At 76.6% G+C, this 15,624-nt stretch carries 14 protein-coding genes; 7 read left to right on the top strand and 7 right to left on the bottom strand.

All coding sequences use genetic code 11. From position 1 onward, the window contains the following. Nucleotides 1-139 precede the first annotated feature (139 nt). The 4 genes from ACI79X_RS15680 to deoC all read right to left on the bottom strand — a co-directional run bounded on the left by ACI79X_RS15680 (nucleotide 140) and on the right by deoC (nucleotide 5,031). On the bottom strand, nucleotides 140-1,588 hold the full coding sequence (locus ACI79X_RS15680; protein WP_457026342.1) for a hypothetical protein: 1,449 nt from the start codon (nucleotides 1,586-1,588) through the stop codon (nucleotides 140-142). A 112-nt stretch (nucleotides 1,589-1,700) separates the two neighbouring features. Then, entirely contained in the window at nucleotides 1,701-2,567 is an 867-nt protein-coding gene (locus ACI79X_RS15675; RefSeq protein ID WP_457026341.1) for an aldehyde dehydrogenase family protein, read from the bottom strand. Continuing rightward, the gene (locus ACI79X_RS15670) at nucleotides 2,567-4,018 is read right to left on the bottom strand and encodes an aldehyde dehydrogenase family protein (RefSeq protein WP_457026340.1); all 1,452 of its coding nucleotides are present in this window, start codon (nucleotides 4,016-4,018) and stop codon (nucleotides 2,567-2,569) included. The genes ACI79X_RS15675 and ACI79X_RS15670 overlap by 1 nt, the downstream gene beginning before the upstream one ends. Then, nucleotides 4,018-5,031, bottom strand: a complete 1,014-nt coding sequence (gene deoC, locus ACI79X_RS15665) for a deoxyribose-phosphate aldolase (protein WP_457026339.1) — start codon at nucleotides 5,029-5,031, stop codon at nucleotides 4,018-4,020. Before deoC ends, ACI79X_RS15670 begins: the two co-directional genes overlap by 1 nt. 113 nt (nucleotides 5,032-5,144) lie before the next feature. Between deoC and upp the strand changes: the two genes are divergently transcribed. The 4 genes from upp to ACI79X_RS15645 all read left to right on the top strand — a co-directional run bounded on the left by upp (nucleotide 5,145) and on the right by ACI79X_RS15645 (nucleotide 7,905). Beyond that, nucleotides 5,145-5,768: a uracil phosphoribosyltransferase gene (gene upp / locus ACI79X_RS15660; protein WP_457026338.1), complete on the top strand. Its 624-nt coding sequence runs from the start codon at nucleotides 5,145-5,147 to the stop codon at nucleotides 5,766-5,768. Between the two features lie 2 nt (nucleotides 5,769-5,770). Further along, the gene (locus ACI79X_RS15655; protein WP_457026337.1) at nucleotides 5,771-6,664 is read left to right on the top strand and encodes a Gfo/Idh/MocA family protein; all 894 of its coding nucleotides are present in this window, start codon (nucleotides 5,771-5,773) and stop codon (nucleotides 6,662-6,664) included. A gap of 117 nt (nucleotides 6,665-6,781) precedes the next feature. Further along, nucleotides 6,782-7,327: a DUF805 domain-containing protein gene (locus ACI79X_RS15650; RefSeq protein ID WP_457026336.1), complete on the top strand. Its 546-nt coding sequence runs from the start codon at nucleotides 6,782-6,784 to the stop codon at nucleotides 7,325-7,327. Nucleotides 7,328-7,359: 32 nt separating this feature from the next. After that, nucleotides 7,360-7,905 (top strand): hypothetical protein, encoded by a 546-nt coding sequence (locus tag ACI79X_RS15645; protein ID WP_457026335.1) that lies wholly within the window; start codon nucleotides 7,360-7,362, stop codon nucleotides 7,903-7,905. On the opposite strand, the gene ACI79X_RS15640 is transcribed toward ACI79X_RS15645, so the two are convergent. Genes ACI79X_RS15640 through ACI79X_RS15630 form a run of 3 tightly spaced genes read right to left on the bottom strand, consistent with a single transcriptional unit; the run spans nucleotide 7,838 to nucleotide 10,961 of the window. Next, the gene (locus ACI79X_RS15640; RefSeq protein WP_457026334.1) at nucleotides 7,838-8,530 is read right to left on the bottom strand and encodes a haloacid dehalogenase type II; all 693 of its coding nucleotides are present in this window, start codon (nucleotides 8,528-8,530) and stop codon (nucleotides 7,838-7,840) included. The two genes, ACI79X_RS15645 and ACI79X_RS15640, sit on opposite strands and share 68 nt — an antisense overlap. A gap of 2 nt (nucleotides 8,531-8,532) precedes the next feature. Further along, nucleotides 8,533-10,158: a phospho-sugar mutase gene (locus tag ACI79X_RS15635; protein ID WP_457026333.1), complete on the bottom strand. Its 1,626-nt coding sequence runs from the start codon at nucleotides 10,156-10,158 to the stop codon at nucleotides 8,533-8,535. Continuing rightward, nucleotides 10,155-10,961 (bottom strand): purine-nucleoside phosphorylase, encoded by an 807-nt coding sequence (locus ACI79X_RS15630; RefSeq protein ID WP_457026332.1) that lies wholly within the window; start codon nucleotides 10,959-10,961, stop codon nucleotides 10,155-10,157. Before ACI79X_RS15630 ends, ACI79X_RS15635 begins: the two co-directional genes overlap by 4 nt. A 123-nt stretch (nucleotides 10,962-11,084) precedes the next feature. Here ACI79X_RS15630 and ACI79X_RS15625 point away from each other — a divergent pair, with 123 nt between their 5' ends. The 3 genes from ACI79X_RS15625 (at nucleotide 11,085) to ACI79X_RS15615 (ending at nucleotide 15,587) form a co-directional block, all read left to right on the top strand. Beyond that, entirely contained in the window at nucleotides 11,085-12,593 is a 1,509-nt protein-coding gene (locus ACI79X_RS15625) for a hypothetical protein (protein WP_457026331.1), read from the top strand. 155 nt (nucleotides 12,594-12,748) lie between these two features. Further along, nucleotides 12,749-14,035 carry a hypothetical protein gene (locus ACI79X_RS15620; protein ID WP_457026330.1) on the top strand — a complete coding sequence of 429 codons (1,287 nt, stop codon included), beginning with the start codon at nucleotides 12,749-12,751 and terminating at the stop codon, nucleotides 14,033-14,035. A 73-nt stretch (nucleotides 14,036-14,108) separates the two neighbouring features. After that, entirely contained in the window at nucleotides 14,109-15,587 is a 1,479-nt protein-coding gene (locus tag ACI79X_RS15615) for a hypothetical protein (RefSeq protein ID WP_457026329.1), read from the top strand. Nucleotides 15,588-15,624: the final 37 nt, after the last annotated feature.

Raw genomic sequence — 15,624 nt, 5'->3', positions numbered from 1 at the left:
AGCTCTGCCCACCGGGGCGGGGCAGAGCACGAGCGTCCTGACGAACCGGCTCGAGCTCTGCCCACCAGGGCGGGGCAGAGCACGACCTCCCCCGAGCCGGGTCGTGCTCCGGGTCCGGGCCGGACCCGGAGCACGGGCGTCACCGGCGGAAGACCAGCGCCCCGCCCACCTCGGCGACGACCTCGTCCCACGCGGTCCGCAGCGCCGCGGCGTCCTCCGCCCGCAGCGGGGTGCCGGGCTCGCGCTCGCCGATCACCACGGCGCGGCCCAGCGGGGCCCCCGGAGCGAGCAGCTCCTCGACCCGGGAGAGCCCGGCGTACTCGGCGACGTCGCGCACGCCCTCCACCGGCTGCGCCAGCGTGCTGTGGTCGACCAGCCCCGCCGCGCCGCCGGCGACCTCGGCCAGCAGCTCGGAGAGCTCGGTCAGGTCGTAGCGGTCCTGCTCGGCCGGCAGCGGCAGGGTGTCGGTGTCGGCGACCTCCGGCCACGAGGCGATCTCGGTGAGGTCGTGGTCCTCGTCCCCGGCGATGAAGCGGGCGAGCTCGGCCGGGGTGTCGAAGAGGTACACCTCGCCGTCGCGGCCGAGGAAGCGGGCGACGTCGTCGACGTAGCAGCGCAGCGTCACCCCGGCGCCCTCGGGGACCACCAGCTCGACCGGCAGGATCCCCACCGCCTCCCAGAACTCCGCCGCGGCGGCGACGGCGGCCGGGGTGGCGGTGATCCGGCTGCCGCCGCGGATGGTGCTCACGCCGGCCGTGGCGGCCTCCGCGGGCGCGGCCGCGGTGGACCCGGCGGCCGGGCGGTTGCCGCTGCCGTCGGAGCCGCGCGCGACCGTGCGCTCCGCCGGGGTGCCGTCGTCCGGCTCGTCGCCCAGGTCCTCGTCGAGGTCCTCGTCGTCGGCCGAGGGGTAGGCGTCGACCGTGGTGGTGCCCGAGCCGGTCCAGTCCAGGTGGCCGGACAGCTCCTCGATCACGTCCTCCCACAGCTCGTCGAGCGCCCCGCCGACGCCGACCCAGGCGTCCTCCCCGGAGCGGCCCACGAAGGCGTCGACGCCCAGGCCGAGCGAGCCGATCTCCGGGCGGGCGACCAGCTCGGCCAGCGCCGGGAACTCGGTCTCCTCGTCCTCGAGGTCCTCGTCGTCGTCCTCACCATCGGCGTCGGTGCGGGCGCGCGGGGCGTCCTCGTCGTCGGCGCCGGCGGTGTCCAGGCACTCGGCCAGCCGGCTGACGATGTCGATGGTGGCCGCCAGCTCCTCGACCGCCCACCGGTCGGGGTTCTCGGCGGCGATGTCGTAGACGCCGTCGAGGTCGTAACGGTGGTCGTCGTCGGGCGTGAGGTCCTCCGCGCCCAGCCCGCTGACGACCGGCCAGACCGGGTGGTCGGCGAGGTCGTGGTCGGTGCGGGTGCGGCAGAAGGCGGCCAGCGCCGACGGGGTGGGGAACAGGTGCACCGTGGCGGTGTCGCCCTCGGACGTGCCGAGGAACGCCTGCCACTCCTCGCCGTCCTCCTCCCACGGCGGCGCCCACAGCGTGTAACCGGTTCGGTCGTCGACGGTGAGCGCGATGGGGACGATGCTGGGCCTGGCCACGGAGCCCATCCTGCCGGGTCCGACCCGGCAGCGCGCCCGTGGGACCGGGTCGGCACCGATCCGGCCGGACCCACGCCGCCCGTCGGCCGACGGGCGGCGTGGGCGGGCGTCCTCAGACCCCCTTGGGGTGCCAGACCGTCTTGGTCTCCAGGAACGGCGTCATCCGGGAGGTGCCGGGGTCGGCGGACCAGTCCGGCTCCTCCACCGGCGGGCGGACGACCCGCTTGATGCTCCCGGCCGCCAGCCGCTCGAGCTCCAGCGCACGGTCGGCCGGGGCGCCGGTGAGGTCGATGGCGTCGACGTCGTCGTGCTCGGCCAGCCACGGGCCGATCTCCGCGGCGTCGCCGGTGAGCAGGTTGACCACCCCGCCGGGGACGTCGCTGGTGGCCAGCACCTCGCCGAGCGTCACCGCCGGCAGCGGCCGGCGGTGGGAGGTCACGACGACGGCGGTGTTCCCGCCGGCCAGCACCGGCGCGAGCACGCTCACCAGGCCCAGCAGCGACGACCGCTGCGGCGCCAGCACCGCCACGACGCCGGTGGGCTCGGGCAGCGAGAAGTCGAAGAACGGCCCGGCGACCGGGTTGGCGCTGCCGAGCACGGCGGCGAGCTTGTCGGTCCACCCGGCGTACCAGACCCAGCGGTCGATGGCGGCGTCGACGAGCGCCCGCGCGCGGCCGGAGGAGACCCCCTCGCCGGCGGCGACCTCCTCGCAGAACTGCGCGTGCCGGCCCTCCATCACCTCGGCCACCCGGTAGAGCACCTGGCCGCGGTTGTAGGCGGTGGCGCGCGACCACTTCCCGAACGCGCCGCGGGCGGCGACGACGGCGTCGCGGGCGTCCTTGCGGGAGGCCCACGCGGCGTTGGCCAGGAACGCCCCGCGGCTGTCGGTCACCTCGTAGGTGCGGCCGGACTCCGAGCGGGGGAAGGCCCCGTTCACGTACAGCTTGTAGGTCTTGCGGACGGCGAGCCGGTCCGACATCAGTGCGAGGCCCCCTTCAGGTAGGCGGCCAGCCCGTGCCGGCCGCCCTCCCGGCCGTAGCCGGACTGCTTGTAGCCGCCGAAGGGCGACGTCGGGTCGAACTGGTTGAACGTGTTCGCCCACACCACGCCGGCCCGCAGCTGGTTCGCGATCGCCAGGATCCGCGAGCCCTTCTCCGTCCAGATGCCGGCCGAGAGCCCGTAGGTGGTGTTGTTGGCCTTGGCCACGGCCTCGTCGGGCGTGCGGAAGGTGAGCACCGACAGCACCGGCCCGAACACCTCGTCGCGGGCGATCCGGTGGGCGGGGGAGACGTCGGTGAACACCGTCGGCGGGAACCAGAAGCCGCGGTCGGGCAGGTCGCAGGCCGGCTGCCAGCGGTGCGCGCCCTCGGCCTCGCCGACGTCGGACAGCTCGCGGATGCGGGCGAGCTGCTCGGCGGAGTTGATGGCGCCGATGTCGGTGTTCTTGTCCAGCGGGTCGCCCACCCGCAGCGTGCCGATCCGCCGCTGCAGCGAGGCGATCACCTCGTCGTGCACCGACTCCTGCACCAGCAGCCGCGAGCCCGCGCAGCAGACGTGGCCCTGGTTGAAGAAGATGCCGCGCACGATGCCCTCGACGGCCTGGTCGATCGGGGCGTCGTCGAAGACGATGTTCGCCGCCTTGCCGCCGAGCTCCAGCGTGAGCACCTTGCGGGTGCCCGCGACGGCGCGGGCGATGGAGCGGCCCACCTCGGTGGAGCCGGTGAAGGCGACCTTGTCGACGTCGGGGTGCTCGACCACGGCGCGGCCGGTGTCGCCGGCGCCGGTCACGATGTTGACCACGCCCGGCGGCAGGTCGGCCTGGCGGCACACCTCGGCGAACAGCAGCGCCGTCAGCGGGGTGGTCTCGGCGGGCTTGAGGACGACGGTGTTGCCGGTGGCCAGCGCCGGGGCGACCTTCCACGCCAGCATCAGCAGCGGGAAGTTCCACGGGATGACCTGGCCGGCCACGCCGTGCGGGCGCGGGTCGGGGCCGAGGCCCGCGTGGGCCAGCTTGTCGGCCCAGCCCGCGTGGTAGAAGAAGTGCGCCGCGGCCAGGGGCACGTCGACGTCGCGGGACTCCCGGATCGGCTTGCCGTTGTCCAGCGACTCCAGGACGGCGAACTCCCGCGCCCGCTCCTGCAGGATCCGCGCGATCCGGAACAGGTACTTGCCGCGGTCGGCGGGGCGCATCGGCCCCCAGACGCGGGTGAACGCGCGCCGGGCCGCCCGCACGGCGCGGTCGACGTCGGCTTCGGTGCCCACGGCGACCTCGCTGAGCACCTCCTCGGTGGCCGGGTTGACGGTCTTCATCGACTCGCCGGAGCCGTCGACGAACTCGCCGTCGACGAACAGGCCGTAGGAGGGCCGGACGTCGACGATCGAGCGCGACTCGGGGGCGGGGGCGTACTCGAACAGGGGGCTGGTGGTCATCAGTCGACGCTCACGTGGTCGGGGCCGGAGTAGTGGCCGGTGCGCAGCTTCTGCCGCTGCAGGAGCAGGTCGTTGAGGAGGCTGGAGGCGCCGAAGCGGAACCAGTCGGGGGACAGCCAGTCGGCGCCGACGGTCTCGTTGACGAGCACCAGGTGCTTGATCGCGTCCTTGGTGGTGCGGATGCCGCCGGCGGGCTTGACGCCGACCTGGGTGCCGGTGGCGGCGCGGAAGTCGCGGACCGCCTCGAGCATGACCAGGCAGACCGGCAGCGTGGCGGCGGGGGAGATCTTCCCGGTGGAGGTCTTGATGAAGTCGCCGCCGGCGAGCATCGCCAGCCAGGAGGCGCGGCGGGCGTTGTCGAGGGTGACCAGCTCGCCGGTCTCGAGGATGACCTTGAGGTGGGCGGAGCCGGAGCCGTCAGGCCGGGCACACGCCTCCTTGACGGCGACGATCTCCTCGAACACCTCGAGGTAGCGGCCGGCGAGGAACGCGCCGCGGTCGATGACCATGTCGATCTCGTCCGCGCCGCCCGCCACGGCGTCGCGGACGTCGGCGAGCTTGACCTCCCGGCTGGCGCGCCCGCTGGGGAAGGCGGTGGCCACGGCGGCGACGTGGATGCCGGTGCCGGCCAGCGCCTCCCGCGCGACGCCGGCGAGGTCGCCGTACACGCAGACGGCGGCCACCGGCGGGACGGTGGGGTCGGTCGGGTCGGGACGGCGGGCCTTCGCGGCCAGGCTGCGCACCTTGCCGGGGGTGTCGGCGCCCTCGAGCGTGGTCAGGTCGACCATCGAGATCGCGGTGTCGATCGCCCACGCCTTGGCCGTGGTCTTGATCGAGCGGGTGCCGAGCGTGGCGGCGCGCTGCTCGGCACCGACCTGGTCGACGCCGGGCAGCCCGTGCAGGAAGGCGCGGAGGGCGGCGTCGGACCGGGTCACGTCGTCGAGCGCCGCCCGGGACCCGAGGGCGGGCCGGGTCCCGGCCGCGAGCGTCCCGGGGTCGAGCACGTGGGTCATGCGCCCATCCTCCCAGTGCGGCGGCCCGCCCCGGGACCGCGGTTCCCCCGTGCGGGGAGGGGCTCCCTGTTCCTCGCCGTCGCCCCCTGAGCGCGACCGATACGGTGGCGCCCGTGCAGCTGACCGTCGTCGACCACCCGCTCGCCCGGGCCCGGCTCTCGCGCATGCGCGACGAGCGGACCGACAACGCCGCCTTCCGGGCGGCGCTGCGGGAGCTGACCCAGATGCTGGTCTACGAGGCCACCCGCGACCTCGAGGTCGCCGAGGAGCCGATCACCACCCCGGTCACCGAGACCACCGGGTACCGGCTGGCCTCCCCGCCGCTGATCGTGCCGGTGCTGCGCGCCGGCCTCGGGATGGCCGACACCGCGCACGGGATGCTGCCGGAGTCGCAGATGGGCTTCGTGGGCCTGGCCCGCAACGAGCGGACCTTCCAGCCCGAGGCGTACATGGCCTCGCTGCCGGAGTCGCTGGTCGGCCGGCACGTGTTCGTGCTCGACCCCATGCTGGCCACCGGCGGCTCGCTGGTGCACTGCTGCACGCTGCTCACCGACCGCGGCACCACCGAGATCACCGTGCTGTGCGCGCTCGCCGCCCCGGCCGGGCTCGAGCGGCTGGAGCAGAGCGGGCTGCCGCTGCGGGTGTTCACCGCCAGCGTCGACGAGGGCCTGAACGACAAGGCCTACATCGTCCCCGGCCTCGGCGACGCCGGCGACCGCCAGTTCGGCGCGGTCTGACCATGCGCTTCGCCGTCCTGGGCACCGGTCATTGGGCCCGCACCGTCCACGCCGCGGCGATCGCGGCGCACCCCACCGCGGAGCTCGCCGGGATCTGGGGCCGCGACGCGGAGAAGGCCGCCGCCGTCGGCGCCGAGTTCGACGTGCCCGGCACCTCCGACCTCGCCGCGCTGCTCGAGCAGGTCGACGCCGTCGCCGTCGCGGTGCCGCCCGACGTCCAGGTGCCGCTGGCCGAGCAGGCCGCCGCCGCGGGCCGCCACCTGCTGCTGGAGAAGCCCATCGGGCTCACCACGGCCGACGCCGACCGGGTGGTGACGGCGGTCCGCGCGGCCGGCGTGGCCTCGGTCGTGTTCTTCACCTTCCGCTTCCAGGCGGCGACGACGACCTGGCTCGGCCAGGCCGCGCGCACCCGGCTCGCCGGCGGCGCCGCCTCGTGGCTGAGCGCCCTGGCCGGCAGCCCCTTCGACTCCGCCTGGCGCCGCGAGCACGGCGCGCTGTGGGACATCGGGCCGCACGCGCTGTCGCTGCTGGTGCCGGCGCTCGGCCCGGTGACGTCGGTGCAGGCCGGCGCGGGGGCCGGCGACACCGTGCACCTGGTGCTGCAGCACGCGACGCCGGGCGTGGCCTCCACGGTCACGCTCTCGCACACGGTCGCGCCGCTGGCCACCGGCATCGAGTTCTCCGTGCACGGCGACGCCGGCCGGCTGGTGCTGCTGCCCGACACCGAGAGCGCCGTGGAGTCGCTGTCGGCGGCGGTCGACCAACTGCAGGCCGCGGCGCTCACCGGCGGCGACCACCCGTGCGACGTCGGGTTCGGCCGCGACGTCGTCGTGGTGCTCGAGACCGCCGAGCGGGCGCTGGCCTCGGGCTGCCGGGAGCTGGTCCCGACCCCCTAGCGGTCCGCTTGCGGCGGGGGTGCAGCCGCGCCCAACCGAGGGCCAAGCGGCCGCCGCCATCGTCTCCCCGACGACAGGGAGCCCCGGGCACCGGGGCCGGACAGGGGAGACATCCACATGAGCGAGTACGCCCACCTCGGCTACGGCAACGGCAGCGGCACCGGCTACGGGACCGGCTACGGGACCGGCTACGGCACTGGCCACGGCGCCCGCCCGCCGGCGTACCAGGACCAGGGCAGCTGGTACGTGCGCCGCGGCCGGATCGACCGGCGCACCTACTGGCTGCACTACGCGCTGCCGCTGTGGGCGGCGAGCATCGCCGCGATCGTCGCCGACATCGCGCTCGGCCTCGCCTGGTACTCCTCGAGCTACCAGTCCTACGGCTACGACTACTACAGCGCCGACGTCAGCTTCTCCGGCGGGCCGATCACGCTGCTGGTCTCGCTGGCGCTGTTCGCGCCGTCGATCAGCGCGGCGGTCACCCGGCTGCACGACACCGGCCGCTCCGGCTGGTTCCTGCTGTGGGGCCTGGTGCCGATCGCCGGCCCGATCGTGCTGTTCGTCGTGGTCGGCTGCCTGCCCGGCGAGCCGGGCGCCAACCAGTACGGCGGCGCCGGCGGCTCCCGCCCCGCACGGCGGGAGCCCCTGCTCGCGACCTGGTGAAACCGGTTGACCCCGTCGGCCAGCCTGGAGAGGTGCGACTGACCTTCTCCCGGCTGGCCGACCGGCGTCCGGTGGAGACCGTCGTCGAGCGGGACGACGGCGTCGTGTTCGCCATGCGAGGCGCCGGCGGGGGCGCGGACCTGCCGCACGACCTGGTGCACGCGCTGGTGGAGGCCGAGCTCGGGATGGCCGACGGGATCTGGGGCTGCGTGGCCGACGGCGTCGTCTGGGGCAGCATGCGGCACGTCAGCGGCCGCCAGCCGCCACACGCGGCCGAGCGCTCCGCGCGGCTCAAGGAGGACCGGGCGGCGGCGATCCAGCGGGCCGAGGGGGTGGCCGACCTGGTGGCCCGCAGCGCCCGCGGCGCGCAGGTGCTGCCCGGCGAGGCCGCGGGCCTGGGGCTGCCACCGGACCGGCTCGCCGCCGTGGCGGGTGCGCTGGCCGACGCCGAGCGGCGCTGGCGGGCGCTGCCGGTGGGGGAGACCTGGACGCTCGAGTGGCGCCCGCCGGTCAGCAGCCGAGGGCGCCCGCCAGCTCCGCCAGGGAGCCGACCGAGAGGTCGGCGCCGGGGTCGCTGACCGGAGGCACCGGGTTCCCGCCGAACTCGTCGGGGCGGTGCACGTACGCCGTCCGCAGGCCCCGCTCGCGGGCGGCGGCGAGGTCGTCGACGTGCGCGGCCACCATGCACACCCGCTCCGGCGGCAGCCCGAGCAGCCGCGGCGCGGAGTCGTAGACCTCCGGGTCGGGCTTGTAGCGGCCGACCACCTCCGCGCCGAGCACGGCGTCCCACGGCAGCCCGCCGCGCCGGGCGAGGTCCACCTGCAGCCGGACGCCGCCGTTGGACAGCGGCGCGAGCAGGTGCCGGCGCCGCAGCCGGACGAGCCCGGGCGCGGAGTCCGGCCACGGGTCGAGCCGGTGCCAGGCCAGCACGAGCTCGCCGGCGACGTCGTCGGGGACGGGGCCCGCGCCCACCTCGGCGAGCGCGGCCGGCAGCGACTCCCGGTGCAGGGTGTCCAGCGGCACGAACGGCCGCCGGCCGGAGCGCACCTCCTCCATCGAGGGCTGGTAGCGCGCCCGCCAGGCGTCGGCGAACGCGGCGGCGTCGACGCCCGCGCCGAGCAGGCGCGCCGTCTCGCGCGCGACGCCGGCGCGCCAGTCGACGACGGTGCCGAAGACGTCGAAGACCAGCGCGCCGGCGTCCACGGCTACAGCCCCAGCGCGTGCGCCATCTCGCCGCGCAGCTGGTCGAGCTCGTCCTCACCGCGGCCGCGGGCGGCGATGATCCCGGCGTCGTCGTGCACCGGGACGACCGTCTCGAGGTAGGCCTTGAGCTTGGGCTCGGTGCCGCTGGGCCGCACGATCACGCGGACGCCGTCGCCGAGCAACCGGACGGCGTCGACGGGCGGGTCCTCGGCCAGCAGGTCGGTCGCGGTGACCGGCCGGCCGAGCAGCTCCGCCGGCGGGTCGGCGCGCAGCCGCTCCATCGCCCCCGAGATCAGCGACAGGTCCTCGACCCGCACGGAGAGCTGGCCGGTGGCGAACAGCCCGTGCTCGCGGGCCAGCTCGTCGAGCCGGTCGACCAGCGTGCGGCCGGTGGCCTTGAGCTCCGCGGCCAGCAGGGCGACGGCGAGGGCGGCGGAGATGCCGTCCTTGTCGCGGGCGACGTCGGGGGTGACGGCGTAGCCGAGCGCCTCCTCGTAGCCGAACACCAGCGGCTCGGCGTCGGTGCCCGCCCGGATGATCCACTTGAACCCGGTCGGCGTCTCGGCGGACCGGACGCCGTGCGCCTGCGCCAGCGCGTGCATCAGCGAGCCGCTGACCAGCGAGGACGCGTACGTCCCCCGCACGCCGCGGCGCAGCAGCCAGTCGGCGAGCAGCGCCCCGACCTCGTCGCCGGTGAGCTGGCGGCCGTCGACCACCACCGAGCAGCGGTCGGCGTCGGGGTCCTCGGCGATGCCGACGGTGGCGCCCACGCGGGAGGACAGGTCCTGCAGCAGGTCGACCGCGCCGGGCTCCTCCGGGTTGGGGAAGGCGACCGTCGGGAACGCCGGGTCGGGCGCGTCCTGCTCGGGCACGCTCACCAGGGGCCCGAACCCGGCGGCGGCGAACACCGCCCGCGTGGTGGCCGCGCCGACGCCGTGCATCGCGGTGTAGGCCACCGTCACGCCCTGCCGCACGATCGCCGGCACCTGCGCCGGGTCGAGCGCCCGCACGACCGCGGCCACGTAGCCGGCCTCCACCTCGTCCCCGAGGGTGGTCCAGTCGTCGGAGGTGGGCACCTCTCGGGCGGGGCCGACCGCGGCGATCGCGGCCTCGATCTCCCGGTCGGCCGGCGGGACGAGCTGGGCACCGTCGGCGAGGTAGACCTTGTAGCCGTTGTCCTGCGGCGGGTTGTGGCTGGCGGTGACCATCACGCCGGCCACGCAACCGAGCGAGCGGACCGCCGAGGACAGCACCGGGGTGGGCAGCGGCCGGGGGAGCACCGACACGGTGAACCCGGCGGCCGACAGCACCGCGGCGGTGACCCGGGCGAACTCGTCGGAGCGGCGGCGCGCGTCGAACCCGACGACGACGCCCCCGCCGGCGTGCCCGTGCGCGGTGAGCCAGGCGCCGAGTCCCGCGGCGGCCCGGGTGACGACGGCGGCGTTCATGCCGGCCGGCCCGGCGCGCAGCGGGCCGCGCAGCCCAGCGGTGCCGAAGGTCAGCGGCCCGGCGAAGCGGCGCTCGAGCTCGGCGGTGTCGCCGGCCGCGACGAGCGCCTCGATCTCGGCGCGGTCGCCCTCGTGCGGGTCGGCCGCCGCCCAGGCCCGCGCCTGCTCGAGCAGGGTCACGGCAGCCGGCCGATGAGCTCGACGAGGGTCCGGCCGAGGCGGCCCGCCGCGGCCCGGCCGGCGGCGAGCACCTCCTGGTGGTCGAGCTTCTCGCCGGTGATGCCGGCGGCGGCGTTGGTGACCATCGACAGGCCGAGCACCTCCGCCCCGGCGGCGCGGGCGGCGATCGCCTCCAGCCCGGTGGACATGCCGACGAGATCGGCGCCGAGGGTGCGCAGCATCCGGATCTCGGCCGGCGTCTCGTAGTGCGGGCCGGGCAGCTGGGCGTAGACGCCCTCGGTGAGCTCCGGGTCGATCTCGCGGGCCAGGGCGCGCAGGCGGGAGGAGTAGAGGTCGGTGAGGTCGACGAAGTCCGCGCCGACCAGCGGCGAGCGGGCGGTCAGGTTGAGGTGGTCGCTGATCAGCACGGCCTGGCCCACCCGGTGCTGCGGGTCCAGCCCGCCGGCGGCGTTGGTCAGCACGACCGTGCGCACGCCCGCCGCGGCGGCGGTGCGCACGCCGTGCACGACCGGCTCGACGCCGCGGCCCTCGTAGAGGTGGGTGCGGCCGAGGAACAGCAGCACCCGCCGGTCGCCGGCGCGGACCGAGCGGACCTCGCCGCCGTGGCCGACCGCCGTCGGCGCGGCGAAGCCGGGCAGGTCGCCGATGCGGACGGTGGCCGCCGGGTCGCCGAAGGCGTCGGCCGCCGGGGCCCAGCCCGAGCCCATGACGACGGCGACGTCGTGGCCACCGCCCAGGGCGTCGGTCAGCGCGGTCGCGGCGGTGGCGGCCAGGGCCGCGGGGTCGGAGGTGCTCTCGCTCACCGGGCGACGCTAACCCAGCCCGCCGGGGCGGTCGCGGGCTCCGGGGGACGGCGCACCCGTCCCATCCGTCCCGCCGAGGGCGTGTCGCCGACGGGCCGGGGGAGGCGTCCGCACCATGGCCGCGTGCAGACCTCGCAGATCGACGGCGTGCCGGTCTTCTCCGCCCCCGGGCCGCGGCGCACCACGCTCGTGCTGGTGTTCGGCGTCGGTGTCCAGGACGAGACCTACCAGACCCGGGAGCTCACCCACCTGGTCGAGCACCTGGTGATGGGGTCGCTGCCCAAGCGCAACATCCAGTGCAACGCGACGACGACGGTCGACACCACGTCCTTCTACGCGACCGGCCGCCCCGAGGCGGTCCGCGAGTTCGTCGAGGGCGTGTGCGCGGCGGTGTCGGACCTGTCGCTGCAGCGCGCGGACGCGGAGATCGGCGTGCTGCAGGCCGAGGACTGCTCGAGCTCCGGCGGCGGGCTGGTCGAGAGCCTGTGGGCGGCCCGCTACGGCCTGACCGGCCCCGGCGTCGCGTTCGCCGGCGGCCCCGGCCCGCAGTTCCTGCCCGACGAGGCGATCCGCGCGCACGCGGCGGCGTGGTTCGTCCGCGGCAACGCGGCGCTGGTCTGCCACGGCGAGCTGCCCGAGAGCCTGCGGCTGCCGCTGCCCGACCGGCCGGTCCCGCCGCACCGGCCCGCGCTGCCCCGGCACCAGGCAGCCGCGGCGTGGACGAAGTCGTGGACGCCCGGCGTGGGTCTGCAGCTGTCGGCCACCGGCCCGTGGGACCCGGCGCTGCGGATGGCCGCCGACGTGCTGCGCGAGCGGGTGCAGGACGTGGCCCGCACCGAGCGCGGCCTGAGCTACTCCGCCGAGGTCGTTCCCCACGACGTCACGCCCGACCGCCGCGAGGTCGCCGTCGTCGTCGACGCCCGGGAGGGGCAGGAGGGCGCCGTCGCGGAGATCCTCTGGACCCAGTTCCAGGACCTGTGCCGCACCGGCCCGAGCGCGGCCGAGCTGTCGCACGCCCGCGAGGCCCTCGAGGAGGCGCTGGACGCCGCCGACGAGGACGAGCTCGTCCGCTCCGACCTCATGGACGCCGCCGTCGCGGCCGTGACCGGCATCCCGGCCCTGCCGCTGGCGCGGTGGATGGAGGCCTGCACCGCGGTGACCGCGCCGCAGGCGCAGGAGGCGCTCGAGCGGGTGCGCCGCAGCGCGCTGCTGCAGGTGCCCGAGTGGTCGGACTTCGCCGGCCTGCCGGGCCTGCAGCGCTGGCTGATCTGCGGCCTGACCCGCGAGGCGGTGCCCGGCCGCACCATCCGGCCCTCGCTCGCCCAGCGGGTGCTGGGTCGCGCGGGCAACCGGGCGATCGTCCTGGGCGACCAGGGCATCGCCCACCGCGACCCCGACGGCGACGTGCACGCCATCGCCTGGTCGCAGGTGGAGAACGTCTTCCCGATCCTCGACGACGGCGGCGTCGTGGTCGTCGGCGGCAACATGTGCCTGGTCCCGGTGGAGAGGGCGGTCTTCGGGCAGCGCGCGGTCGACCAGGTCAGCGCGCGGCTGCGCGAGGTCGTGCACCCGCAGCGCTGGTCGGCGCCGCGGCCGGGAGCGGTCGTCCCCGGCCCCGTGCCCGTCGCCTGAGCCGGCGGGGAGGCGGCGGGGACGCGGCGGGGACGCGGCGGGGACGCGGAGCCGGTCACCGGGGGCACGCCGGGCGGTCACCCGGCGGCCACCGGCGCGTCACCGGCGGCGGCTTGGGTCGGCGGGACCCCTCCGCCGGACCCCCGAGGACCCCCGTGACGCGTTCGTCCCTCCGCCTCCTGCGCACCGCCGCCCCGCTGGCGCTGCTCGCCCTCGCCGCCTCCGCCGCGCCGGCCGCCGCCGCGCCCGCCCGGCCCGCGCCGGCGTTCGCCGAGCTGGCGAGATTCGACGTCGCCGGCGAGGTGGCCGAGATCCTGTCGGTCACCCCCGACGGCCGCACCGTGCTCTACACCGACTCCGCCACCGGGGAGGTCGGCGTGGTCGACCTCGGCCGCCCCGAGCAGCCGCGCCAGGTGGGCGCCGTCGACGTCGGCGGGGAGCCCACCTCGGTGGCCGTGACCCGCGACGGCCGGTTCGCGCTCGCCGTCGTCGACGACACCGACGGCCAGTTCACCGCCCCGGCGGGCCGCCTGGTCGTCATCGACCTGCGCACCCTCGACGTCGTCACCGAGCGGCAGCTCGGCGGGCAGCCGGACTCGATCGGGCTCAGCCCCGACGGCCGCTACGCCGCCATCGCCATCGAGAACCAGCGCGACGAGGAGCTCGAGGTCGGCGGCGTCGAGGGCGGGCTCCCGCAGGCGCCGGCCGGCTTCCTGTCGGTCGTCGAGCTGCAGGGCCAGCCGGCCCGCTGGACGGTCGACCGGGTGGAGCTCACCGGCCTGCCCGGCGCGGCGTTCCCCGGCGACCCGGAGCCGGAATACGTGGACGTCGACCAGCGGAACGTGGCCGCGGTGACGCTGCAGGAGAACAACGCCGTCGCCCTGGTCGACCTGCGGCAGCGGCGCGTGGTGGGTTCATTCTCGGCCGGCACGGTGTCGCAGCTCGCCGACACCGCCGACGACGGCACGGTCGCCTTCGACGACGCCTTCACCGCCCCGCGCGAGCCCGACGCCGTGCAGTGGACGCCGGGCGGGAACCTGCTCACCGCCGACGAGGGCGACCTCGCGGAGGAGCCCAGCGGCGGCCGCGGCTGGACGGTGTTCTCGCCGTCGGGCACGGTCCTGTTCTCGTCGGGGACCTCGGCCGAGCAGGCGCTGGCCGGCGCCGGGCGGTACCCCGACGGGCGCAGTGACGACAAGGGCGCGGAGTTCGAGGGCGCGGAGGTCGCCGCCATCCGCGGCACTCCCCACGCCTTCGTCGGCTCCGAGCGCGGCGACGCCGTCCTCGTGTACGACCTGCGCGACGAGACCGCGCCGCGGCTGCTGCAGGTGCTGGCCACCGGCGACGCCCCCGAGGGCCTGCTCGCCGTCCCGAACCGGGCACTGTTCCTCGCCAGCAACGAGGACGACGGCACGATCTCGGTGTTCGGCCTGACCCGCTGACCCACCCGTCCCAGCCGTCCCCGGCCGCGTGTCGGCCGGGGACGGCGGGGCGCCGGGCACCGACGATGACCGGGTGCAGCGGACGGTGGTCGACGGGGTGCCCGTGTTCAGCGCGGGCGGGCGGGAGCGGACCACCGCCGCGCTGGTGTTCGGCGTGGGCCTGCGCGACGAGACGTTCGCGACCATCGAGGTCACCCACCTCGTCGAGCACCTCGCCATGGCCGCGCTGCCCCGCACGCACCTGCGCTGCAACGCCGTCACCGACGTCGACAGCACCTCCTTCTTCGCCACCGGCCGGCCCGAGGCGGTGCGCGCGTTCCTCGAGGGCGTCTGCCGGGCGCTGGCCGACCTGCCCACCGACCGGATCACCGCCGAGGCGGGCGTGCTGCAGGCGGAGGGCTGCGGCTCGGCGTCCTCGACGGTCAGCGCGCTGTGGGCCGCCCGCTACGGGCTGACCGGACCCGGGCTCACCGTCTCCGCGGGGCCGGGCGCCGAGTACCTCGACGAGGACACCGTCCGCGCGCACGCCGCCCGCTGGTTCGTCCGCGGCAACGCGGCGCTGTGGTGCCACGGCCCGCTGCCGGCCGGCCTGCGCCTGCCGCTGCCCGACGGTCCCCGGCCGGTGCGCCGGGCGCCGGCGCCGCGACCGCAGGACGGCCCGGTGTGGACCCGCACCGACGTCCCCGGCGTCGGGCTGCTGCTGGCCACCGACACCCCCGCCGACGCCGCGCTCGCCGTCGGTGTGCAGGTGGCGGGGGAGCGGCTGCGGGAGCGGGCGCGGCACACGCGCGGCCTGTCCTACGCCGTCGACTCGCTCACCCTCGACCTCGCTCCCGACCGCCGGGAGGTCGCCCTCGTGGTCGACGCCCGCTCCGGCCGCGACGCCGAGGTCGCCGACCTGCTGTGGGCCACCTTCGCCGAGCTCTGCGCCGACGGGCCGGCCGGCGGCGAGGTCGCGCACGCCGTCGCCGGGCTGGAGGCCGAGCTCGACGAGGAGGACGCCGCCGGCGCCGAGCTCGCCGACGCCGCCTACTGCGCCGCCACCGGGCTGCCGTTCCGCACCGCCGCGCAGACGCTCGCCGCCTGGCGCGCGGTGACGCCGGCCGCCGTGCGGGAGGCGCTGCGCCGCGCCGAGCCGACCGCCGTCCTGGCCGTGCCCGACACCGTCGCCTGGGAGGGGCCGGCCGGAGTGCCCCGCCGGCCGCTGTGCGGGACGCTGCCGGAGCTGCCCGCGGGCACCCCGTTCCGCCCGCCGTGGCACCGGCGGCTGCTCGACCCGGCCGCGCGGGTGGCGCTGGTCCTCTCCGACGAGGGCCTGGCCCACCGCGACGCCGACGGCGACGTGCACGGCATCCCGTGGTCCCGGGTGGAGGCGCTGGTCCCCACCGACGACGGCCGCGGGGTCACCGTGGTCAGCCGCGACCTGTGCTGCGTGCTCGTGCACCCGGACCTCTACGGCCGCCGCGCGCTGGCCGCGGTCGTCGAGCGGGTGCCCGCCGCGCTGCTGCGGCTGCCCGAGGCGGCGGGCGCGGAGCTGGTCCCCGTCCCCTAGTCCGCGCTGTTCGGGCGGTGGACGGGCCCGGTCGTCC

This window comes from Geodermatophilus sp. SYSU D01119 (assembly GCF_054049975.1).
The sequence above is the reverse complement of the archived record's forward strand: the minus strand, read 5'-3'. Positions and strand labels throughout refer to the sequence as shown.